This window comes from Mucilaginibacter flavidus (assembly GCF_024055575.1).
Lineage (GTDB): Bacteria > Bacteroidota > Bacteroidia > Sphingobacteriales > Sphingobacteriaceae > Mucilaginibacter > Mucilaginibacter flavidus.
Genome location: NZ_JAMXOE010000001.1, coordinates 939,248 through 962,841, shown reverse-complemented (window position 1 = coordinate 962,841; position 23,594 = coordinate 939,248). Strand labels below are relative to the sequence as shown.

Sequence of the window (23,594 nt, the reverse complement as noted above, 5' to 3'; positions counted from 1 at the left end):
TCTTTTTCAAACTATCTACTCCGCCACCGGAAACGCCGATATTCTCAATCTCGCCCCGCCCATTGGCACCAACGTAAGGTTGGTTTGTGGCTCAGTTGTTTTAACAGGGCTAACCGGCAACAACCCGCAAAGTCCATACTGGTCAATTTTCCAATCCGGTATTTGTTTCCCTTTTGCTTTTAGTGTTATGGGGGCGTTGGTATTAGTGAAAGGATTATTATCCTTCGGCCAGGCGCCTTTCTCAACTGCGAATGATTCAGCCGGATTGGTTTTGTTTAGCAAAAGGCCATAGTTCCATGCCGAGGCTGGGTAAATTTCAAAAGTAGGCCATTTTGTTGGGTCGGCACTTTCCTGCCATTTGGCATCGGCAACAGCGGTTTCTTTGCTATTGGTATTTTTAACATACTTTTCGTCAATTTTTAACGAGAAAGTAAGCGGGCCGTAATTAACGCTCACGCTATTTTTATTCTTTTCCCATTCGCGGGTCTTTATGGTCATAGGCAGATGCAGGGTAATGCGGTCGCCGTTTTTCCAGGTTCTGTTTAGTTTGATGTAACCGCTGCTGCCTGCATCCAGCTTTGATTCGCCGCCATTTAGTTTGATGTCCGGGTTTTGGCACCATTCGGGCAGTCTTAAGTATAGCGGGAATTTATTGGGTGTTGCCGTATTTACAGTAAACTCAACCACCTCGCTAAAAGGATATTTAGTAGTTGTGGTAACGGTAACTTTTTGTCCGTTACCGGCTTTTGCTGTAACCGATCCCTGCGAATACAATTGCGCGGCCAACCCATTATCCGGTGTAGCCATCCAGCTGTTCTCTGCATAATAAACCCAGCCGGCAGCATGATTATGCTGACAGCAACGACTGCTGAACGGGTTCATATTTAAAAACGGGCCATCGTTATCAATGCCTGGCGCGTGGTTTTTGCTGTCGCTAACTACCATGTTAGGGGCGGTTAAATAACGCAGGCCGCGGTAGTCTGGTAAAAACGCAGCGGGAAAAGTGTTAAACGCCACGTCCTCACAGTTATCAGCCCAAAAAGTATCGCCGGTAAATTGCAGCAAAAACTCGTCCGACGTCATTTGTTCAACCATGCCGCAGGTTTCAACTGCCTGGCGCGGGTCATCGTATCCTTTGCGCGCGTTTTCATCGGCCCCGAACATGCCGCCTGGTACCTGGCCGTAAATGTTGCGGATCAGCTTAAAGTCGTTGTATGATGCCTGCAGGTCCGCGGGCACTTTGCTTTGCATGTAATAAGTCGCCGGCTCACGGAACGATTGGGCAACATTCACGTTATGCCAGTTAGGTAAATTATTTGCCTGTCGCCAGTTTGCAGTATTTTTATCGATTTTTGTAGCCAAATCCAGCAGCCATTTTTCGCCGGTGCGGTTGTACAACCAGTAAACACTTATCAAATTATCGCCGCCGCGGCTGTTTTCCCAGTAATCCTTCAAAAACAAGTTATCAGGTACTCCCAGCTCATATTTAAAATAAGCCTTCATCAGCTTTAAAACCCGCGGGTCGTTGCTGTATTCGTAGTACGATTGAAGGCACCAAAGCATCGGCATATTACCCCACAAATCCCTGCGACCAGGTTTGGTTTCATTCAACGGGCCGAAATCACCATTTGCCCGCTGGTTACGTATTACCGCCTCGATCCAAAACTTCGTTTCCTTTAGCATCTTCGGATCTTTCAACACATAAGCCATATCTCCATAACCTTTTAGCCAGTAAGGCAATTCCTCCCAGCCATATTTGCCGTGCCCGCTTTTATTAACCCAGGCATTGTCGGTTTTTGATAGCCACACGCTTATCTCGCCCAGGTTGCCGGTGAGTCCGTCGCGTTGCAGTTCCAATTGTTTTTTTAGCCAGCCGCCGGGTTTTATAGCAGTTACCGGTAATTTGATAAAGTATTGCGGTGTCAGCGGCGCTTTGTTTGATACGTAGTAGCTGTTGTGTGGTTTATTATCAATCTGCTTTACTACAGAAATAGCCTGGGCGTTTACTTCGCTGGTTGCTAACGTCGCAGCGCAACAAATGGATACTGTTTTAAAGTAGGATGATAATCTGTTTTTCATAATAATTGGTTATTCCGGAATTCAAATGTAAAAAAATAACCGCCGCTGTCATTAAAAAAAACAGGGTTGTCAACTGAATATGAAAGCCATTTTAACAGTAGTTAAATATTTAACGTTAAATGTTGTTAAATAAGCCTTCCAGATGGGCATGTCCGTAAAACCAAACCTGATTTATCGCGATAATTGTACCTGTTATCGGCACATTTAATCACTTAGTGTATTTAAATAACCGAAACTAACTGTCAGTTATCCCCATGATCTTTAAGCGTATTAAACCAGCCGTCATAATCGAAGTTTTATTGCACCTGCTGTTTTGGGCGTTTATTACATTTATCCCCGTATTGTCCAGGCCCTCGGATGGTAACTTTCGCGGGCTGTTTTCGGCATGGCATTTAGTGCTTATTAATTTTTTATTAGCCGTTCAATTTTACCTGAATGCTTTTTACCTGATTCCCGTTATCCTAAACAACAAAAAGAAGGTATGGCTTTACTTTTCGTTGCTGTTACTTTCATTTGTAACGCTCGACTTTATCATGGTGCATTCCAGGCCTGCTTTTATTTTCCCGGGTGGAAGGATGCCATTCGGGCCACTTCACAAACCGCCATTTTTTGTAAATTTTAACCTGTTGCCTTTAGCCGCCATAACTGCTGCGGGTTTCGCTTACCGTTACCTTGCCGACCAATTTGCCGCGATAAGTAACAAGCGTGATATCACCAACGCTTCTTTGGTTTCCGAACTTGCTTTCCTTCGTTCACAAATTAGTCCGCATTTTATTTTTAATGTGATAAACAGCACTGTAGCACTGTCCCGTCTTAATCCGACGGCCGTTGAACCCACGCTGATACAGATGTCAAAGCTGCTGCGGTACATGCTTTACATAAGCGATGAGCAACGAGTAACGATGGCACAAAAGGTGGATTATTTACGCAGCTATATCGAACTGCAAATGCTGCGGTTTGGCAGCGCGGTAAAGGTTGATTTTAAGTTCGACGTTACCGAACCAGAGAGGGCCATTGAGCCGATGCTGCTGATCCCGTTTGTTGAAAATGCGTTTAAATATGGAACGGGTAACGTTGCGGAGCCGGCCGTGAATGTATATCTAAAAACCACAGGTGGTTTATTGGACTTTAGTGTAACCAATACTTACGACGCCGGCCAGCTTTACAAAGACGAAGACCATGGGATAGGGTTAAATAACGTAAAAAGGCGGCTGGAGCTATTATATCCCGGTAAGCACAGCCTTATTATTAGCCAAAAGGGGAATGTATATACTGTTAATCTTCAAATACAATTAAAATGATGCGATGCTTACTTGTTGACGACGAGCCGCTGGCGCTCGACCTTATTGAAGATAATTTGAAACATGTTAACTACATACAGGTAGTTGGCCGTTGCCGTACAGCTGCTGAGGCCATCACTATATTGCAGACTGAGCAGGTCGACCTGTTATTTTGTGATATCCATATGCCTGGCCTCAACGGTTTGCAGCTGGTTAAAAGTTTAATTACGAAACCGATGGTGATTTTTGTTACAGCGTATGAAAAATTCGCCGTTGAGGGATTCGATTTGGATATTCTGGATTACCTGGTTAAACCCGTACCCCTGGATCGTTTTCTGAAGGCCTGTCAAAAGGCGCAACGCCAGTTTGAGTTAAACAAAGCCCTGGCTATACAAGCTTATTCGCCAAAGAAATATTTCTTCGTACATGCAGACTATACGCTGGTTAAAATAAGTTTTGATGATATCGAGTATATTGAGGGATTGAAGGACTACGTAAAAATCAACCTGGCGAATAAGCCAAAAGCTGTCCTTTCACGCACAAGCATCAAAGCCATAGAACTTCAACTGCCTTCGGAACTGTTTTACAGGGTGCATAAATCTTATATCATTAATGTAGACTACGTTACACAAATAAGGCGCGGCAAAGTAAAAATTGTTGATACCGAATTGCCGTTAAGCGATAATTACCGCGATATGATTCATAAAATGATAGGTAAGGGTATTGAATAAAGCACACAATTCCGGCTCTTGTCGGCACATATTGCCCATCCATCTATTTTAATTTCCATAACGGCCTGCATGTTTGACATTCGTTGCTGACAGCAAAGAAAACGGATGAAGAAATTATTACTGCTAATTATAATTATGGGTTGTAGCGCAGGCGCCTTTGCCCAGCAGACACAAAAAATACTTAAAAAAACAAACATCGATCATTTTTTCACCTGTTCCCTTGATCTGTTGCTTGATACCGTATCTGCAAACTATCACCTGAATATAGTCTTCGAGCGCGACTCGGTCAGTAAATTCGATATAGCCAATCATTTTTTTAATGAATCCTTAAAGGAAGTGCTTGAAAAAGTATGCAGGGATAATAAGCTGCATTACTGGATTGAGAGCGATGGCACCATTTATATTCTTCAAAATACAGACGACCTTGCACGGCTAAAAAAGTTAAATACCCTTAGGCAATCGGCAGCGGGGGCAATCAAACCTATATTAATCGAAAAACCTAAGGCGCCGCCGGCGCATTTTATGTTCACCATTAGTGGCCGGATAACGGACCAGGCTACCGGCGAATCGTTACCGTCTGCAACGGTAAAAATCAGGAATACCACACTATCAGCCACCGCCAATACCGATGGTAGCTTTACCCTGTTCAATATCCCGGCCGACACGTGTGTTGTTGAGGTTTCCTATTCGGGATACCAACAGGAATATTTGCGTTTAACCCCTAAAAATATAGATAATCCGATTTTGATAGGAATGTTTAAGGCACTCAACACGCTGAATGAGGTTACTATCAACGGCAAAAAAAGTGGTGTGATGAACACTGATACAAAAAAGGTGGGCGTGCTGCAGTTGTCGCCGGCCAACCTTGACAAATTGCCCAGCCTTGGCGAAAAAGATATTATGCGGGCCTTTCAGCTAATGCCGGGCGTTGGCGCTACCAATGAGTCGTCATCAGGCGCGTATGTGCGTGGCGGAACGCCGGATCAGAACCTGGTAGTTTTTGACGGTTTTACAGTTTACCAGGTCGATCATCTTTATGGCTTCTTCAGTGCGTTTAACAGTAACGCCGTAAAGGACGTTCAGCTTTATAAAGGCGGTTTCTCCTCAAAATACGGCGGCCGGCTGTCGAGCGTTACCGAAATAAACGGCAAGGACGGTAATAAAAACGATGCTAATTTCGGGGTCGACCTGGGCCTGCTCAGCATTAATCTTTTTGCAGAAACCCCCATAACAGATAAGTCGTCGCTGATGGTGGCCTTCAGGCGTTCATACCAGGGGCCGTTTTACGATAAAATATTTAAGCAATTTAATACCTCTACTGCCGTCGGCGGCGCTCCGGGAAGAGGGGCGCCTCCCGGAGGTGGGCCTCCCGGTGGCGGCGGATTTGGTGAGCAAACCACACCCGCATCGCACTTTTATGATGCCGATCTGCGATATACCTATCACATTAACAGGAACAATTCGCTGGCGTGGAGCCTGTATTCGGGTTCGGATAAAACGGATAACAGCCGGCAGTTGGAACTACCTTCGTTTATCAGCGCAGGCAGCGGCAATATCGATATTACGGATTATACGAAATATGGTAACCTGGGCAGTAGCCTTAAATGGTTTAGCCAGTGGAACAAACAACTGCATTCAAATACCTATATCACCTACTCATCTTATTTTAACAACAGGAACCGGACTACGGCAGGTACAGCAAAAGATGAAAACGGCAACCAAACCAATTTTAGCAATGGCACGGTTGAAACTAATAATTTGAAAGACATCGGGCTAAAATCGGAATGGGAATGGCAGATGGATAATAAATTGAAATTATTATATGGCGGCTTCCTGTCGCGGCAGCAAATCAATTACGATTATATTCAAAACGATACCAGCAAGCTCATTAACCAACACAATACGGCTATTTTAGGCGGCAGCTATGCCGAACTTGAAATTGACCCTACAAACAAGCTGCACCTGCAGCCCGGTGCCCGCCTAACGTGGTTTAACCCGACAGGCAGGGTTTATGCCGAGCCCCGGTTTTCGGCAAGCTATGAATTGAGCGACCATTATACGCTTAAGGCAGCAACCGGGCAGTTTTACCAGTTTATGAACGAGGTAACCCGCGAAGATGTGGTTAATGGCAACCGTAATTTTTGGGTGCTTTCAAATAATGCGAACATCCCGGTAAGCTCGTCGCGGCATATTATGGGCGGCGTTGCCTACGAAAACAACCAGTTTTTAATAGATGTGGAAGGCTACTATAAAACACTTTCGGGCCTTACGCAATACACAATTCGTCAATCAGGTTTTGCGCCCGGCAGTGCCGGAACAATCCAGGAAGATTTTTTCCAGGGAACCGGCCGTGCAAAGGGTATAGAAATTTTGCTGCAGAAAAAGTTAGGCAGGTACACTGGTTGGCTGAGCTATACCTTAGCCGAAGCCCAAAATAAATTTTCTGCCTACGGCAACAATTACTACCCTGCCGACCAGGATATACGCCACGAGTTTAAGGCTATTAATATGTATCACTACTACCGGTGGAACTTTTCGGCGGTTTTTATTTTCAGTACCGGACATCCTTACACTGCGCCGCTGTCGACCTATACAATTACTGCGCCTGACGGAACATCATCAACATCATATAACGTAAGTGGGAAAAATGCCGAACGCCTTCCTGATCATCACCGCCTCGACCTTTCTGCAACTTACGATTTGCTGAAGATAAATGGCGATAAAACAGGCAGTATTGGTATATCCCTGTTCAACGTTTACAACCACACCAACATTTGGTACCGCGAATACCAGTTGCAAAACAACGCAGCAATTACTACCGATGTTAACTACCTGGGTTTTACGCCCAATATTACATTTAGTTTAAGATGGAAATAAAGAAGCATATATTTTTCGCCTTTGCAGGCGTATCGCTGTTGCTGGCTTCCTGTAAAAAGGATGTCACAAATACAACCACCAGCTTGCCCGTTGTAGAGGCTTATTTAATGGGGGGTAATGCAATATTGGTGAAGCTTTACCAGCAAAAGGCTTTAACTGATACCGCTACCTACGGAGCGCCCATTACTGGCCAGCAGCTTAGCGTATCGGATGGGAACAATACTGTGCAACTGGTTGAAACGGCCAAAGGAATCTATACCTACAGTGACATCGCGTTTTTAACAGCAGGCAAAACATATACGCTGATATTTAAATACCTGGCGGAAACTGTAACCGCCAAAACAACTATGCCGGCTAAACCTGCGGATTTCGCAACGCAATATGCAGTGGTATATCCAAAAGCTCCATCGGGCCCAAATGCAATCCCTGATACTATAAACCGCTTTACCTGGGCAAACCCCGACTCGTTAAACCACGTTTTGGTTTTTAAAAGCTCTGACGGTACTGAGTTTCCGCTGGGGAGCCGCGGGAATAATACCGAAACGGATTTTGAGCTGAATACCGATAGAAAGTCGGGGTATTATGTTACGACAAACGTTATACCTTTTTACGGGCACTATAAAGTGATACTGTTACGTGTAAACCAGGAATACATAGACTTGCTGAAAAGCAATACCGGCAGGTCGACTTCGCAAAACCTGGTAAATACGCCAACTAATGTTACAAACGGCTTTGGCATATTTACAGCAATGCAAGCGGATACTTTAAGCTTCAACGTGCTTTAGCCGGTTTACCCCTGATTTTGACGGTGCCACCGGGTAATTTAACCGCCCGGGAGTGGTTTTCTTGCAATTAAACCAGTATTTTAATTAAGTTTAGTTTGTAATAAGCAAGCTACTATGAATCGTTTTAAAATCGAACTGGCGTTTTTATTCGTAATGTTATTAAATACAGCATTGGCCCAAACCCATTTCCAAAAGCTCGATGCCTGGCTCGACCAAAACACCCGCGAAATGGGCGGCCGCTCCATACTTGTAATTTATAAAGATGGTAAGCTGGTTTACAGCCATTCAGCCAATAATATGAACATGCGCCAGAAAATGGCAGCCCGCTATGTTGCACGTAAACAAGGCAAAACTGTCGACATGGAAGATTATACGCTGTCGACCCGGTTAAATATTGCCAGTTGCAGCAAATGGTACAGTGCTGCCCTGATGATGACCTTTGTCGACGAAGGCAAATTAAAGCTTACCGATACCGTTGGTAAATACCTACCCATGTTATCGCAGCATGGCAAAGGAGGCATCACCATCAGCCAGTGCCTTTCGCACTTAACGGGCATACAGGCACCTGAACTAAAGGAAAACATAAAAGACGTGGTTGATGCCAACAGCATGGACGAAGTGATTGCCACGATAGCCAAAATGCCCGTGGAAGGTGAGCCTGGTAAAACATTTCATTACAGCAACACTGGATTACAAATAGCCGGGGCAGTTATCGAAAAAATCAGCGGTAAAAATTTTGAAACCCTGTTTGCTGAAAGGATAGCCGCGCCATTGGGTATGAAAAATACCGATTTCGGCAAAAAGAAGGTGGCCCTGCCCGCCGGTGGCGCACTAAGCACACCCGAAGATTATTTAAACTTTTTGGTGATGATAATGAAACAAAGGCGTTTTTAACGGTAAACGGATATTAAGCGAAGCCGGCATTGCCCAAATGCAAATAAACCGCATAACACCCGATGTGAAAATTGCCTATAGCCCTGCCGAGGCCCACGGCCTGGGTTATGGCTACGGGGAATGGACAATGGGTAACAATGTCGTAAGCAGCCCCGGATTGTTTGGCAGCTTTCCTTGGGTGAATAATGATAAAAAGTATTGCGGGTTTTTGATGACGTTTTATATTAAAAACACTGGCCGGAATGAGCGCTATTTTGAGTTGATGAAGTTGGTTGATGAGGCGGTAATGTAATGATACTCACGGGTTATGTTTTATCAATTGATTTTATTTACATTTATTGTAATATTGATTATCAACCCAAAACCCTTTTTACATGGAACAGCCCGTAAACGACAGCCGAAAGGCAATTGCTTTATTTTTATTAATCACACTTGCCTTTAGCTCAGTTTATTATTTCCTGGTGATACACACCGGCAAACTGGGCAGTGGCTTTGGTTTGTATGTAAGCGGGTTGATGTGGTCGCCGGCGCTGTCGGCTTTTATAACCTGTAAAATACTGAAACGAAAAATTAGCAGCCTTGCCTGGGGCTGGAACAAACCCAAATACCAGCTTTGGGCCTACCTGGTGCCATTAATCTATGCACTGGTGGCTTATTTAATTATTTGGATCACCGGCAAAGGTGGCTTTTATAACACTGAATTTGTAACCCAGGTTGCCAAATCGTTTGGCTGGGCGGGTTTGCCAAATGGCGTTGTGATATTGCTGTATTTTATTTTTACCGGTGTAATCGGCATGGCGGGCAGCCTAGCAACCGGCCTGGGCGAAGAAATCGGCTGGCGTGGATTTTTGGTGCCCGAGCTTTTTAAAAACAACAGCTATACCAAAACATCATTAATAGTAGGTTTTATCTGGGCTTTCTGGCATTTCCCCATTTTGATTTTTGCCGACTATAACAGTGGTACACCCGCCTGGTATGGCCTTACCTGTTTCACTGTTATGGTAGTCAGCATTAGCTTTGTGTTTACCTGGTTCAGGTTAAAATCGGGCAGTTTATGGACTGCTGCGATTTTACATGCCAGTCATAACCTTTTTATCCAAAACTTTTTTACTCCGCTAACCAAAGATACCGGCCAAACCAAATATTTTGTGGATGAGTTTGGAGCGGTGTTACCCATAGTATGCCTCATCACCGCAATTTATTTTTGGACAAGGAGGGGCGAGGTTAATCAGCCGGATATTGAGGAAGCACCGTTGCAGGTGGCAGCCTGATATATTTTTTATAATCCCCGCATGGACTGGTAACGTTAGCCATGCGGGGATTGTTAGTTAACATGTATCAGATGAACGTTAATTTACTTGCCCAATATCCTCTAAAACAAACCTTAGCCGGTTAAGCGGGTGTAAGCTGTTCCCAGTTGCCGGCCTGCATGTCGGTTGGTATCTTGCGGCTGCCTTTTTTTGAATAAGTAATTGCTGTGTTAAGCACAACCTTGTACATCCAGGTTAAGAATTTAGCATCACCCTTAAACCCCGGGTACGACCACAATTGATACAGGATCTCCTGGCAGGCGTCCTTCCGGTCATCAGCATCACTAAAATAGATATTGCTTATTTTGTGAATAATCCCAATATTCTGATTGATGTGTTCTACAAATTTATCTTCGGCAATGTGCTGCATGATAGCTGTTGACTTATTCGATTGTTAATACACAATTAGTATATGCAAAAGGTAAAAAACTACATAAAGATTGGAATTTATTTTGGAGAGGCTTGTTATTTGGAGCCATCGGCAGCCAATATTGGTAGAAAATGAGAAGATTGATTTCCCGTGCCGTAGGCACGTTACTTCGCAAACTATGCACAGCGGCGTTTCGTACCTACGGCACACACATTTTTGGGGATGATTTTCCGCTACCAATATTTAACCCCTACGAGATTTGAAGAAAAAGGCTTTCGGGGGATTTTAGGTAATATCGCCTTATATCAAATTATTACTCACCGCAACCTTAATCAACGCTGCTGTATTCTTCACCTTATATTTCGACAACATATTTTTCCGGTGAAAATCGATGGTGGTGACATCAACAAATAACGATTCGGCTATCTGGGGGTTGGTAAACCCATCGGCTATCAATTCCAATACTTCGCGTTCGCGACGGGTAAGCGGGGGTAAATCGACCGCATCGGGGCGGCGGAGGGCTGCAGATACCGAGCGGCTGTAAAATGTTTTTCCTTTGGCAACTGTTTGTATGGCTTCAATTATTTCCTGGCGGGATGCATCCTTCAGTACATAACCGCTGGCACCATTTTCCACCATTTTGCGGATGATGCCAGGCTGGTTGTTAATACTCAAAGCTATTATAAATATCCCGGGATATTTATCTTTTACCAGCTTGCAAAGCTCAATGCCTGTGGTATCGGGCAGGTTAACATCCATTAAAATTACATCAGGATGGTGGCTTTTTAGCACCTGCATCAGGTTTTCGCCCGATACGCAGGTGGCCAAACATTCCATATCGGGCTCGGCAGTAATAAACGCCTTTACGCCCTCCGTTACCAAACTATGGTCCTCGACCTGTATAATCTTTATCATAATTAAACCGGTAATTGAATCAATACAGAAGTGCCTTTGCCTCTTTCGGATTTTACATCAATATTCCCCTTCAAAAAATCCACGCGGCTTTTTAAATTTTTATAACCCATCCCTTCAGCAAACGACAAGTTGGCCAGCTCGAAGCCCTTGCCATCATCTTCTACTGTAATACCCAATATAGCTTCTTTCAGCGTTATCTGCACTATGGCCGTTTTGGCGCCTGCATGCTTTACAACATTGTTTATCAGTTCCTGCACAATGCGGTACACGGCAATTTTTACCGCTTCGTTTGCCGTCAATTTATCAATATCAAAACTTTGATAAGTTACCTTTAAAGCCCCGCTGGTAGCAATTTGATGGCAATAATCCTCTATCGCATCATTAAGGCTTAATTTAAGCAAACTTTCGGGCATCATATTATGTGCCACACGTCTCAGCTCGGATATCGACTGGTCCAGCATGTTCATTGTTTTTTCGAAAGCGGCAGCATTGTCTGCACTAATTATCATGTTTTGTTTCATACTGCTTAAAGAATATTTAGTACCCGTTAATATTCCGCCCAGGCCATCATGAAGGTCTTTGGCAAGACGGCTTCGTTCAGCCTCCTGCCCCTCCATCAGCGCTTGTGTTGATAAAAGTTCTTTCTCTTTTTTCAAAATCTGTATTTGCTGTTCCTTTAGTTCGCGCTCGTTTATCAGCAGTTTTTCTTTACGGATACTGTTGTTGCGTATTAGCCAGGTAAATACTATTAGCACCGCTAACGCACATGTTAAAATCACGATATAAATGGTGCGCGTTTGCAGGGTAAGCGCCTGTATTTGCTTTTCCTTATTAAGGTTGCTTATTTCCACCTCTTTTTTAGCAACATTATATTTGGTTTCCAATTCCTGCGTGTTTATCAAAATCTGGTCGGCATGAAGCTTTGCACGAACAGAATCTTCCAGGTTGCGGCTGTTATGATATGCTGCAAAATTGCCCATCAGCAACTCCACATCACCAAGCGCACTGTAAGCTTCTTCCTCTACCGAAACAGCTTTGGTCTCCCTTGAAATCGATATCGATTTTTTTAAATGCCCGGCCGCTGCAGGATAATCCTTATTGAAAAAAGCGTAAAGGCCCAGGTAATATTCGGCATCGGCCATAGTCCTGTCGTTCCCCGTTTCCTTGCTCAAGACCACTATCCGGTCGGTATATTTTTTGAGGTCGTCGTACCGCCCCTGTAATACAAAAATTTTATTAAATCCTACCAACTCAGTCAGCAAGGTTATTTTGTCGTTCTTTTTCTCACTTATAGCCTTAGCTTCTGTTAACAATGCAAGGGCTTTATTAAGTTTACCAAGGTTTATATAAACGCTGCTGGTGTTTACCAAGGCCTCGGCAAGCACGTTCTGATCCTTAACAGACCGGCTCACCTCAATTGATTTTAAACCATATTGTAAAGCCTTCTCGGGCGAATGACCTATAGAAGAAAATATGCCCAGCACATTAGCATATACCGCCGCAAGGTGCCTTTTATCGTCGAGCCTTTCATAAGCGGCTATTGCCTTAAGGTAATAGGCATAGGCCTTTTCAATATCCGATGCATCGGTATAACAGCCCGCAATATTGTTGTAAACGGCGCCTTTAAAATGGTCGTTGTTGGTGGTTTCGGCCAGCGCAACGGCTTTTAAGGCCATAGTTATGGCTTCAAAATTTTTTGACCTTGAACTTAGCACATCGCCATAACAGGCATAGTACCTTAACAACCCGGTTTTGTTTTTTAACCGGTTTGCAATAACGTAGGCCATGTCATAATAATAAATGGCCGAATCGGGCTTACTCCCGGCATATACATTATACCCCAGGCCAAGCAAGTTCATCATTTTGGTGCTGTCGTCCATTGAGTTTTTAACTGCAGCAAAAAGTTTCGCACGCTCCCCCGCGTTATCATCCTGGGCCATGCTTTTAAAAGGCCAAAGGATTAGGTAAAACGCAAGTAGTAAAAGGTACTTCATTTATCAGTATATATTATATATAAGCAACAATGTAAAAGTGAGATTTATTTTTTTATGAAAAAACTCCCTTTTTAGGGAGTATGGTGTTGGCTCTCAACAAAATACTTTTGGATTATAATAAGTATTTAAATTTGTTCACCCTAACAAAAAAAATAATATCATGAAGAATTTTAAAATTTTAATTGCGACAATCGCCCTGGGTTCGGTTACCCAGTTTAGCAGTGCTCAGATACTAAAACCAGGCGAAGTGGCCAAAGAAGCTGGCACAAGCGAAGTAAACAACACCGAAACCAGTGTCATTGATAATGGCGTAAGCAAAGCCTCGAGTGCGATAAAAGGCTTGTTTAAAAAGAAGAAATCCACACCTGCACCTGCCGTAGCAACAAATGCTCCGCAAGCCCTGCCGCCGCCAACACCGGCTGTGCAAAACAATCAGTCGATGCAGGGAACAGGCAGTCAGCAGGGGCCTATATCTGCCTATAACAACTACGACTTTGTGCCTGGCGACAAAATTATTTTTGAAGACAGTTTTACGGATGACGATAACGGCGAGTTTCCGTCACACTGGAATTTAGGTGCAGGCCAGGGAGTAATTAACACCATTGCCGGCCGCAAAGCGCTTTTATTAACCGATGGTAACTACGCCCACGTTAGTCCGCGGATTAAATCGGCATCATACTTAGGCGACCCATCGACCATTGAATTTGATACCTATAGTAATGGGGGCTATCCGCCAAAGATTTACCTGTATAACACCACTGCCAACGCAACAGCGGCATCAGGTAACTTCGGTGTTATCACTATAGGAAACAATGACGCACAGGCCGCCAATGAGACAGGCGTTGACCTTTTAGGTACTTACCCTGCTGCAATAGCGGGCGAAAACTATACTAATAAATGGCACCATATAGCTATTGCTTTTAAAAAGAACCAGGTAAAAGTTTATGTCGACCAATACCGGGTATTAGTTGTTCCAAATTTAGGTACTCCCCATGCAATTGATATTGAAGGCATTGGCGGCGCCGATAATCCAATTATATTAACAAACATGCGCGTTGCAAGCGGTGGCGGCATGAACATGCTGGGCAAAAAATTTACCGATGCTAAATTAATTACCCACGGGATAAACTTTGACGTAGACAAAGCCACCATTAAACCCGAGAGCATGGGCACCCTTAACATGATAGTTGGTATACTAAAGGATAACCCGGATTTAAAATTTGAGGTTGACGGCCATACCGATAATACCGGCGGAGCAGCTCACAACGCAATGCTTTCGCAACAACGCGCCGATGCTGTAAAGGCACAGCTGGTGACTATGGGCGTCGATGGTTCGCGCCTTACAACCAAAGGCTTTGGCGATACAAAACCAATAAGCGATAACCTAACTCTTGAAGGTAAAGCCAATAACCGCCGGGTTGAATTTGTAAAACAATAAACAACATAAATAACAATTAAAAACAACAAACACTATCTATGAAAAAACAAATGATGTATTTATTAATGATGCCCCTGTTATTTTTAATATGGTCGTGCAGTACGAAAAGTGACCCGACGCCAGCAGCTACCTACAAGTTTACGGTTAATGGTAACACATACACCGAAATTGCCTCTTCGGATTCTACAAGTACCACTGGTGGCCAAACCTACAATGTGTTGGGCGTGTCTGGCCAATCAGCAGATAAAAGCGCGACATCTGTACTAATATTCTTTTTTCCGGGCTCGGCAAAACCGAAAGCAGGCACATACACTATAGCGGCCGACCTTACAAAATCGACCGGAAACCAATGTGGCATTTTGGTTACCGACAAAGTAAGCGTAGCCAAGCAAGGGCTATACTCAACCACCGGCCTTGACGGTACTTCGGTCACCTTAGCGGTGAGTTCATCGGGCAAGTTAACAGTTACAATGCCTGCAATTGCTATAAAGGGCTCGAACTTTAATAATACCGACCCTAAAAACACGGTCATTACTGATGTTACCGGCTCGGTATCGGGCAGCGTGGCCGAACAATAACACAATTATATCTGCGAAAAATACCAACAGGCCGGCCAAATAGTTTACCGGCCTGTTTTAAACCCCTAACGAAAATGAAAAAGATATTTTTATTGATCAGCATGTGTATGCTGGTTTACTGCGGCGTAATTGCCCAGCCGGCCACCTTCCCCGTGACCGATAAGCAGCCCGCGCTGGTTGACGGGCTTGAACTGGGTTACGTCATCAAATCAACCGAAGTAAAAACAGTTAGCAATAAAGGCGACTTTAGCCGTTACTCCGTAAGCTTTTACGTTCGTAATACTACCAACCAGGGCAAAATAATGCTTTACAAACAGGGTTGGAATGTTCTTAACAACGTATCCGACCAGTTGGCGCAGTTTAACTGTTTAAATGCCACCGGCGCCAGGTTAACATCAAAAGAAGCCATTATTAATGCCGAAGCTTGCAACGTGCTGGCGATGGTGAACGACTGTGACACCAAAAAAGTTGACAGGGTTAAACAATTTGTGCAGATAGGGTACTGGATTAAGCCCGGCCAAACCATAAGCACCAGCGCTATTTTAATTACTCCTTTAAATACACTGCCCGATATGCGGGTAACGTACCTGGCGAGCCAGCTAACACCACTCGCGTCGGCATCAATAGGTGGCCCTCAACTGGTTCCTGTTGCAGGCGACCAAAATTATATGCCGCCACCACCTCCCCCGGTTGACGAGCACGTATTTGTGAAGCTTAAAAACAATTTCAACAACATGTACCTGAATAACCAGCAAGGCCCGCTGCAGGTAACTAATATCGATGCTGACTGGTGGAGCGCCCAATGGGAAGTGCTGCACGTGCCCGGAAGCCATTACGTTAACATAAAAAACAGGTGGAAAGAAAATTACCTGTTGGTTGATCAGCGCGGCTATGTAACCTTTACAGACAATTACAATGATCGTGCGAGCTTATGGACCATGGAACCTACAAATGAACAGTACGTTACCAGGTTCCGTAACATGATGACGGGCGGTTACCTGTGCATTGCTGCAAACGGTGTGCTGATACAATCAAAAACACCCGTTAATAACTTTGCCTCGGGCTGGCTTATGGAACAACCCTGATAACGGTCGTTGTAAATTGATAAACCATGAAAAAGTATTTCCTGCTGATTTTACTGGCCTTTACCATTAACTGCTATGCCCAAAAAACAGGCAGCATTAACTTTACTATAAATATAACCAGTCCCAGTTTTGCCGGGCGTACCGTAGTGCAAAACGCGGTGCAGCCTTACACTAAGTATACTGATTATAACGCCTATTGGTTTACTAAACCTGATGGTGAAAGGTACGTAATGATAAACGGCGGTAAAAACTTGGGGATAGTGATTTTGCGTAACCCTGACAACGACGCTGATATTGCATACCAGGATAGTTACCGTGGCGACCAGTTGGACCTTGAAATGCGCTATAACGGGTCGCCATATAGTTGCCACCCCGATAACGATAAAGGCCCCGTACATATACATTATAATACATTTACCCCTGGCGAGCTGGAGTTTACATTCACCGGCCCCGTAACCTTTGCCACCGGCACAAATACCAGCGACTACATAAAAGGGAACATAAATGGTACCATTCATTTATGCAGAGATGCTATGTATGAAAAATCGGTGGTGGCCCCAAACTGTAATTGCGACCCCACTATTTATGCCTCGTACTATAGCCCCGAGGTTGGCCGTACGCCGTCTGCCTGCGAAAATGCGGTGCTGTGGCGTGTTTATAACGCGCTGCACCCTGCTTTTTATCCACTCCTGAATATTGCCATAACTGATGACGGCAAAGCAAAGTTTACCGAAGGCACTATTATGTACCGGCAGGACCATAGCATGGTTGATGTTACCGAAGCGCTGGAAACTACGGACGCGTGCAATGCAGCCAACAAACGGCGCGACCTGGTATCGGTAGATGCGCATACCCGTTTGTTTAACCAGGACGATTACAAGATGAGCTTTATGCAGAGCGTAAACACCGACCAGTTTTCGCCCAAAAACCCAGCAGAGCTGCAAGCAAATATGGTGAAGATGGTAAAGTTATCCGATTCGCTGTATAAACTGGTGATTGCAAAAAAGATGTCGTCGGAAGATGCTAACAGACAGGTTAATGCTGCCACGAAAGCTATTAATGATAGCCAGAAAGGGGTGCCCGATATACACCAGGCCGAAGTGTATGCCCACCTCGATGTATCTGCAAGGGTTAACGCGCAGTATGCGGACCCTCAATTTTACGGGCAGCTGCAGCACAATGTACCAGGCGCAGCATTTGAAATTTACAGGCCTTCGGTAAAGTATAGCGATGGTAATTGGTCGCCGTTTATCAAGTACATAGGTTTCGGTAAGTTTAATATAGTAAAAGCAGGCGACCAGGTAAAAAGTATAGCACCGGTGGTAACGCCCGGTACTAACAAGTTAGCGCTCTTTAACGTGGTTATAGAAATAAGAGGCGGAAAAGACCTGGTTGAAACCGCCACAAGCACCATCAACTTTGCCGCGGTGCCGGCATTGTTAAATAACAACTAAACATTTAAAACCCCGACGAAATGAAAAAGATTATCTATACCCTTGCGTTCTTATCAGCTGCCAGTGCAGCAAATGCCCAGGGCGGCTTTTTAAATAAAATAAAAAATAAATTAACCAGCAATGCAGCACAAAATGCGCAGCAGGCAACCGGTGCCAACACGTCTACCGCGCCTGACGGCAGCGCCATACACTACAGCGACCCTGCTAAATTCGGTACGTTAATACTAAGTTATTCCCAGGCGGAAATGAACAACCACCCGGATGGGTATGATATATGGTTCCCGGAGATAAAGGTGGTGAACAACCAGGTAGTGGCCAAAGTTGCCGAATCAAATTCCACCATGTGGAACTACAGTAACGGGCAGCTGCAAAAAACAGGAGAAACGCCGCCAAATATTAACCGCAACAACCTCAAAAACGGCAGCGAGCTTGATGGGTTCAGCACTGATTTCACACAAACTGATGCGGCTAATGCACTTATGAAAAACGGGCGCAATGTAACCAGTGGCGTGATCCCCGGCAAACAGGAGCAAACCTATACTTTTAACGGAAAAGTTGTAGGCAGTTTTTGGATTGCGCAGATTGCGCATAACGCCGACTCGAGTGTAGTAGCTGTTGCGGGTGCAAGTATAAGCGGCGGTATAAGCTATCACATGAATTCTTCGGCAGGCACAAAATTTACATTTCCGAAAGCTTACGGCGCTTTGCCACTTATCAGCCCCGACGGCAAAATGATGGGTGTAATAACGATTCTTGATAAAAAAGTATATGTGTCGAACGGGCAGAACTGGCCTTTTTCCAATTTAACAAATAACCAGATATGGCTGCGCAATACCGGTAACGTATTTAACTTCCCTGACGCCAATAAGCTGATCCTTGAACGCAACGGAACCCTGTTTTATAAATTTAACAACCCTGGTGATGCAAAGCTCCTGTTCCTGAACGCTAACGAAACCGGCATGGCCTGGGAAGGTTACCGCGGCCTGTATTTTTCTGACGGTACCGTATTTGAAAACGCCTCGTCGCCCACCAAAGTGATCCTTGACGGTAAGGAAGTGATTGTGTTTTTAGACGTGGACCTGGGCAGCGGTAAACTTTACCTGTGCAGGCACGATTTGTAGTTATTAAGGAATACATGCAAAGATAAAATAATTAAAAACATACTAAAAGTGAAAAAATACATAACACTAATAGCTCTTATAGTAATATCCGCAAAGCTGTTTGCACAGGACGGGCGCGCTTCAGACGAAGACCTGGCAAGGGCCATGCGCGGCGGTCGCTTATCGTTAAACGCCGAAAAAAGCATCCTGTCGGCAGGTGAGCAAACTCAAATAAACATAGATGTATATATCCCGCCAGCTACAAACAACAATGGGGATTTTATCACAGACGGCCACCCGGTGCACATGTCTGATGCGGCCCATGCGCTGGCAAACGCTGGCATACCCATATCATACCACGCGCGAAACTGGAAGATTTTACAGGGCGGCGGTTCGCTGGATATAATTGATGAATATTTGGTAAAATATACCGCCCCGGCAAATGCTCCAAGGGATAATACGATGGTGATATCGGTAGAACTGATACCCACCGGGCACGACCTACCTAAGGTGGTGCTGCTGAAAACCCTGTATTTTGAAAACGGGGATAACATATTTGCGTTTAACGTTCCGGCATCGGGTATTAACGATGCGCGTTACAGTCAGAAAACTACCGGCGCTAAAGCATCTGCCACTAATCCGTCGACCGTTGCGGCAATCGACCCAGCAATCCTGGCCCGTATACCCGCTGCGGAAAGGGCAAGGCTGCAGGCTCAAAAGAACCATGTAGATGCAGCGGTACAAGCCAGCGATGTAAACGTATTAAGCTTAACCAGTAACGCGAATGCCATTTACGACCCGGCAAATAATGTAACCGTAATAAAATTCATAGGCCTCGGGCGCGATTTGGGCCCCGGTCACCCCTCGGCTGCAGGTAACGGTTTTATGATTATAACTTATACCGGCGGATTAACTAAAGGGGTGCACCCCTTTAATGGCATATCAAATTCAATTTCGTTCGGTCCCGACATCCGGCCAAGCGTAAAAAACTGTGCATGCGCAATGCAGGGTAATCAAAGCCTTCAAAAGCTAAAATGCGGCGGCACACTTACTATAACTAAGATGGACGGCGATTTTATTACGGGTACCATCAGCTCAACGATATGGAACAACAAGACCGGACACGACAAAACTTTTAACAGAGGAACGGTTTATGGCGTTTTTAAAATAAGGAAAGCATATCAAGATTATCACCCATGAAAAAACTAACGTTATTTACCCTGATGTTTACAGGGGTGTTTATAGCAACGATCACGCTGGCACAGAAAAGCGCCTCTTTCAGGCAGCAAAGGCCAGAGGAGACCGCTTTTTTAAATAAGCTGCACCAGGAATTATTTGATGCGCTGCCGCATACCTACAAAAACTGGGCAACCGGCAAAGAAGATCTAACATTCGATGCCACTAAGTACTGGTGCCGCGACCCGGGTAGCTGGAGCATTTGCAACGGGTTTATTTTAAAAACAATCGGTATAGCAGACCCTTACCAGTTAGACTGGCAGGTAGATTTTACCATGCCCGATGAAGAAATGGCCCCGTTGTTGAGTGCGGCAGTAGGTAATATTAAAGATTTTACCAATGCGCCGCAGGTTGCGGCAGCTGTTAAATCAACCAATAAAAGTAAGCTGTCAATTTTTATTGTTACTAATCTTTTTATAGTGGGCACAGATAGCTCAACGCCGTTGTCGTATTGCGCAAAAACGCTGCCGGTGACCCTGTCAATACCGGTGCCGGTTACGCTCGCATTAAAAGGCTTGCATTCCGCCGAATGCCCTATTATGGATGGCGGCAGCGTGAGCCTGCACGGCAATTATTACGATAACGCCATCGTATTTTTAGGGAAGCCTGTTGTCGGCAAAAAAACTGAAACCACCAGCGACGGACTTACCACCACCCGCTATGCAATCGGTTATGACCGTACAAGAATCAGCAAAATGGAAGTACAGAATATAGTGGTAACATTTAAAGGCGATTCGGCAGATATCGATGAGGCCATAAAGCTTATTAACTGGCAAAAATTAAGTGATTTAATTGCGAAATAAAGATCGTTAGGGACCATGTTGCACCAAGGGCCGGTTTCGCAGCCGGCCCGCAATGTGGGTTTAAAACAAAAAAATGAAATTATGCGTGGTTATATACTCCTTTTTGCTTTGATAATATGCGCCGCATATTCGTTTGCCCAATCGGCAGATGATGCGGAGTTTAAAAGAATAATGATGCAGTACGAGCAAAAGCTAAAGCACGTAACCAATCCCGCTGATGGTGTTAAGCTGCTAAATGAGATGCGCGCCAAACAGCAGGAGTATCTTGCCAAAAAAATGGATACCGTTGCGAAAATAAAAAATAAATATGGGGTGGACCAGGCTGAAGCCGCTGCGGCTAAGATGAGAGCCAACCCGGGTAGCGGCGCTCAATTCGAAGGCAACCCATTGTACACCAAATGCAAGGTGGAAATGACCTACAGTTACAACCAGGACGACTACTCCGGCGGCGAAACCGGTCATGCCTCGTTTAAGGGGACAGGAAATTGCTCGCTTAAAATGACCACTTACCTTTTTAGATATTTAGGAAAAATAGTGCTGACAACGCCGAAGGAGGCAATAATAGAACAAACGGTAAATGGCACTTTAAGCGCCACCGGGATCGATGTTAGTACCGGAGGAACTTTTACATACAACGATCGTGCATCGGCTATATCGCCGCCGCTGCCGGGTTTGTCCCTTAATTACGAAAGCCCTACACATTGGAATGCCGGGGCAAGGGTGGTGCTTAAAGGCACCCACACCCCCAGCGTTGGCGAAGCCGTTGTTGATACGCCGGACATGCACGCCGATGCCACCAACGATAATGGTACGCTGGTTATTGCAGGCAACACCATTACAATTACCCGCAACTACAACGACAACACTACAACCGGCAGTGGTAATCATATACAAAAGCACAGCTTTACCGGCGCGCTAAAAATGGTGATATCGCCCGCTGCGGATCAGAAATACCTTGCCTTTTTTGATTTCGACGGCGGACAGGAGGCCTACGCGCATTGGATGCCCGAAGGCTACCGCGCTCACAGCCTGGTGCATGGCAATTACATCGACGTAAAAATAAAGGTTGAAAGCCCTGCTCAACCCGGTAAGGATTTTACAAGCCAGATTAAATATATAAAGTGGGAACTGCCCAGCGATGAAGTAAGCAGGGTGCCTGGTTACGCCAATAATGCGCCAGACGAATCTGTTAACAGCCATAAGTATGGTATACCCAAAAGTATCATCAGTAAACTGGCCGACCTGCAACTGCACCTCACCACCGATTTGGCCGACACCACCGTTGAAAATTTAAAGCTTACCAGCACCGCTACCAATAACTACACAGCGAGGGTTTACAGTTTTGATTACGGTGCATGGGGAAAGCTTATTGCGCACATTACCCTTACCGACGGAACGGAGATAATAGCAAAAGCCCGCGATACACAAAGTGAGTTTTTATTGCTGCCGAAGCGCGACCCGGAATCGAAAATTGCGACGTATTTCAAACAAATGAACCGTGTGCTTGATAAGAAAGATGATGCTGACGATGAGAAGATATTAAGCGATGACAAGTACCCCGGTGATGGCTTTACATTGTACGAAGAGTACCGCGGCTTTATGGAAAACGGCAAACATTTTAGGGGCGACCCCAATGCCAAAGATGTAATGATTTACAATGGCGTAAATACCAACCGCAGCCGCGACGGTATTGCCACTTATGAAATGATATTGAATAACTACACCAGCCATGTGGTTAAAACGCATCACCGGTTTACGTTAGAGGAGTTTGGCCTGCAGCAATCGAGTCCCAGCAGCACGGAAATTAAAGCCAGCCTTGACAATAGTGTCGAATTGCCCTATCGCGACAAATGGTTGAATTTTAACAACTTTGCCGATCTGCATAAAACAGACCAGCATGGAATATGCATACTCGGTACCGAAGCAACGCTCGGATATGCATTTGCATCTGCCAATGTGGGCGGGCACTGCGGACCGCCAAAAGATTTTGATTTCCTGGTAATAAGTGCTGATTTTTCGCCCGATACCGGTGGTTATGCAAGGATAAAGGTAGACCTTGATTCATTGGGTAATATTACTGTAAACCCTAATGGACACAGCCTGGTAACAACTGATGAATATGCGATAACCGTGGCCCACGAAATGCTGCACAACAGTGGTGTTAACCATCATGGCGACCATAAAGATTTTAACGATGGCGACAAATCTACATTTGTTTACGCCGATAATGGAACCTGGAAAGTAAACGGAATCCCGGGGGTAACACTTTATTGGGAAGCAAATCCGGGCGTTGCCATCACCGATATCGACCCCAAATTTGGAAGGATGATGCGTGAGCGCAAGAACAAACTCGTGGTCCGGTCGTGGCATGGCACCTGTAGCGGTAACGAAGATTGCGTGATGCGGTACGATGATGCCGATGCATATTCTCAATCGCCGTCAAGCAACGTAATTTACATTGTGCCGCAGTCGCGCGGGCGGTATGGCGAATTAACCGGAACACATTTATGTACATCGGGCGCGGGCACCGGGGTAAATGCCCCTGGTCATTTCCCCATAAGCAGATACAGCGACGCAAATACCGGAATGGGCGATTGCATACATCAATTTTGTATAAACGACAAATTCGCACACTAAAAAAGTAATTACCGGGCGGAGTAAAGAA

19 protein-coding genes are annotated in these 23,594 nt (G+C 45.0%); 15 read left to right on the top strand and 4 right to left on the bottom strand.

Annotated elements, in window-relative coordinates:
* Positions 1–15 precede the first annotated feature (15 nt).
* Complete coding sequence (locus NAF19_RS04255) at positions 16–2,079, bottom strand: beta-L-arabinofuranosidase domain-containing protein (protein WP_252788564.1); 2,064 nt, start codon at positions 2,077–2,079, stop codon at positions 16–18.
* A 254-nt stretch (positions 2,080–2,333) separates the two neighbouring features.
* Here NAF19_RS04255 and NAF19_RS04250 point away from each other — a divergent pair, with 254 nt between their 5' ends.
* The 7 genes from NAF19_RS04250 (at position 2,334) to NAF19_RS04220 (ending at position 9,917) form a co-directional block, all read left to right on the top strand.
* Positions 2,334–3,380, top strand: coding sequence for a sensor histidine kinase (locus tag NAF19_RS04250; RefSeq protein WP_252788563.1), 1,047 nt, complete (start codon positions 2,334–2,336; stop codon positions 3,378–3,380).
* Positions 3,377–4,090, top strand: a complete 714-nt coding sequence (locus NAF19_RS04245; RefSeq protein ID WP_252788562.1) for a LytR/AlgR family response regulator transcription factor — start codon at positions 3,377–3,379, stop codon at positions 4,088–4,090. Before NAF19_RS04250 ends, NAF19_RS04245 begins: the two co-directional genes overlap by 4 nt.
* 105 nt (positions 4,091–4,195) lie before the next feature.
* Entirely contained in the window at positions 4,196–6,967 is a 2,772-nt protein-coding gene (locus NAF19_RS04240) for a TonB-dependent receptor (protein WP_252788561.1), read from the top strand.
* Complete coding sequence (locus NAF19_RS04235) at positions 6,958–7,752, top strand: DUF4249 family protein (RefSeq protein WP_252788560.1); 795 nt, start codon at positions 6,958–6,960, stop codon at positions 7,750–7,752. The genes NAF19_RS04240 and NAF19_RS04235 overlap by 10 nt, the downstream gene beginning before the upstream one ends.
* A gap of 114 nt (positions 7,753–7,866) precedes the next feature.
* Positions 7,867–8,646, top strand: coding sequence for a serine hydrolase domain-containing protein (locus NAF19_RS04230; protein WP_252788559.1), 780 nt, complete (start codon positions 7,867–7,869; stop codon positions 8,644–8,646).
* A gap of 37 nt (positions 8,647–8,683) precedes the next feature.
* Entirely contained in the window at positions 8,684–8,938 is a 255-nt protein-coding gene (locus NAF19_RS04225) for a hypothetical protein (RefSeq protein ID WP_252788558.1), read from the top strand.
* Between the two features lie 82 nt (positions 8,939–9,020).
* Positions 9,021–9,917 (top strand): CPBP family intramembrane glutamic endopeptidase, encoded by an 897-nt coding sequence (locus tag NAF19_RS04220; RefSeq protein ID WP_252788557.1) that lies wholly within the window; start codon positions 9,021–9,023, stop codon positions 9,915–9,917.
* Positions 9,918–10,038: 121 nt separating this feature from the next.
* On the opposite strand, the gene NAF19_RS04215 is transcribed toward NAF19_RS04220, so the two are convergent.
* The 3 genes from NAF19_RS04215 to NAF19_RS04205 form a co-directional block, all read right to left on the bottom strand.
* Positions 10,039–10,326, bottom strand: coding sequence for a sigma-70 family RNA polymerase sigma factor (locus NAF19_RS04215; protein WP_252788556.1), 288 nt, complete (start codon positions 10,324–10,326; stop codon positions 10,039–10,041).
* A 300-nt stretch (positions 10,327–10,626) separates the two neighbouring features.
* On the bottom strand, positions 10,627–11,241 hold the full coding sequence (locus tag NAF19_RS04210) for a response regulator (protein WP_252788555.1): 615 nt from the start codon (positions 11,239–11,241) through the stop codon (positions 10,627–10,629).
* Positions 11,242–11,243: 2 nt separating this feature from the next.
* Positions 11,244–13,235, bottom strand: a complete 1,992-nt coding sequence (locus NAF19_RS04205; RefSeq protein WP_252788554.1) for a tetratricopeptide repeat-containing sensor histidine kinase — start codon at positions 13,233–13,235, stop codon at positions 11,244–11,246.
* Between the two features lie 160 nt (positions 13,236–13,395).
* Here NAF19_RS04205 and NAF19_RS04200 point away from each other — a divergent pair, with 160 nt between their 5' ends.
* From NAF19_RS04200 to NAF19_RS04165, 8 genes are all read left to right on the top strand, one after another.
* On the top strand, positions 13,396–14,673 hold the full coding sequence (locus NAF19_RS04200) for an OmpA family protein (RefSeq protein ID WP_252788553.1): 1,278 nt from the start codon (positions 13,396–13,398) through the stop codon (positions 14,671–14,673).
* 38 nt (positions 14,674–14,711) lie between these two features.
* Positions 14,712–15,251, top strand: coding sequence for a hypothetical protein (locus NAF19_RS04195; RefSeq protein ID WP_252788552.1), 540 nt, complete (start codon positions 14,712–14,714; stop codon positions 15,249–15,251).
* A 74-nt stretch (positions 15,252–15,325) separates the two neighbouring features.
* Positions 15,326–16,336 carry an RICIN domain-containing protein gene (locus NAF19_RS04190; protein ID WP_252788551.1) on the top strand — a complete coding sequence of 337 codons (1,011 nt, stop codon included), beginning with the start codon at positions 15,326–15,328 and terminating at the stop codon, positions 16,334–16,336.
* A 26-nt stretch (positions 16,337–16,362) separates the two neighbouring features.
* Positions 16,363–17,790: a hypothetical protein gene (locus NAF19_RS04185; RefSeq protein WP_252788550.1), complete on the top strand. Its 1,428-nt coding sequence runs from the start codon at positions 16,363–16,365 to the stop codon at positions 17,788–17,790.
* 20 nt (positions 17,791–17,810) lie between these two features.
* Entirely contained in the window at positions 17,811–18,911 is a 1,101-nt protein-coding gene (locus tag NAF19_RS04180; protein WP_252788549.1) for a hypothetical protein, read from the top strand.
* 48 nt (positions 18,912–18,959) lie between these two features.
* Complete coding sequence (locus tag NAF19_RS04175; protein WP_252788548.1) at positions 18,960–20,090, top strand: hypothetical protein; 1,131 nt, start codon at positions 18,960–18,962, stop codon at positions 20,088–20,090.
* Positions 20,087–20,929 (top strand): hypothetical protein, encoded by an 843-nt coding sequence (locus NAF19_RS04170; protein WP_252788547.1) that lies wholly within the window; start codon positions 20,087–20,089, stop codon positions 20,927–20,929. The genes NAF19_RS04175 and NAF19_RS04170 overlap by 4 nt, the downstream gene beginning before the upstream one ends.
* Positions 20,930–20,944: 15 nt before the next feature.
* Entirely contained in the window at positions 20,945–23,566 is a 2,622-nt protein-coding gene (locus tag NAF19_RS04165) for a zinc metalloprotease (protein WP_252788546.1), read from the top strand.
* Positions 23,567–23,594 lie beyond the last annotated feature (28 nt).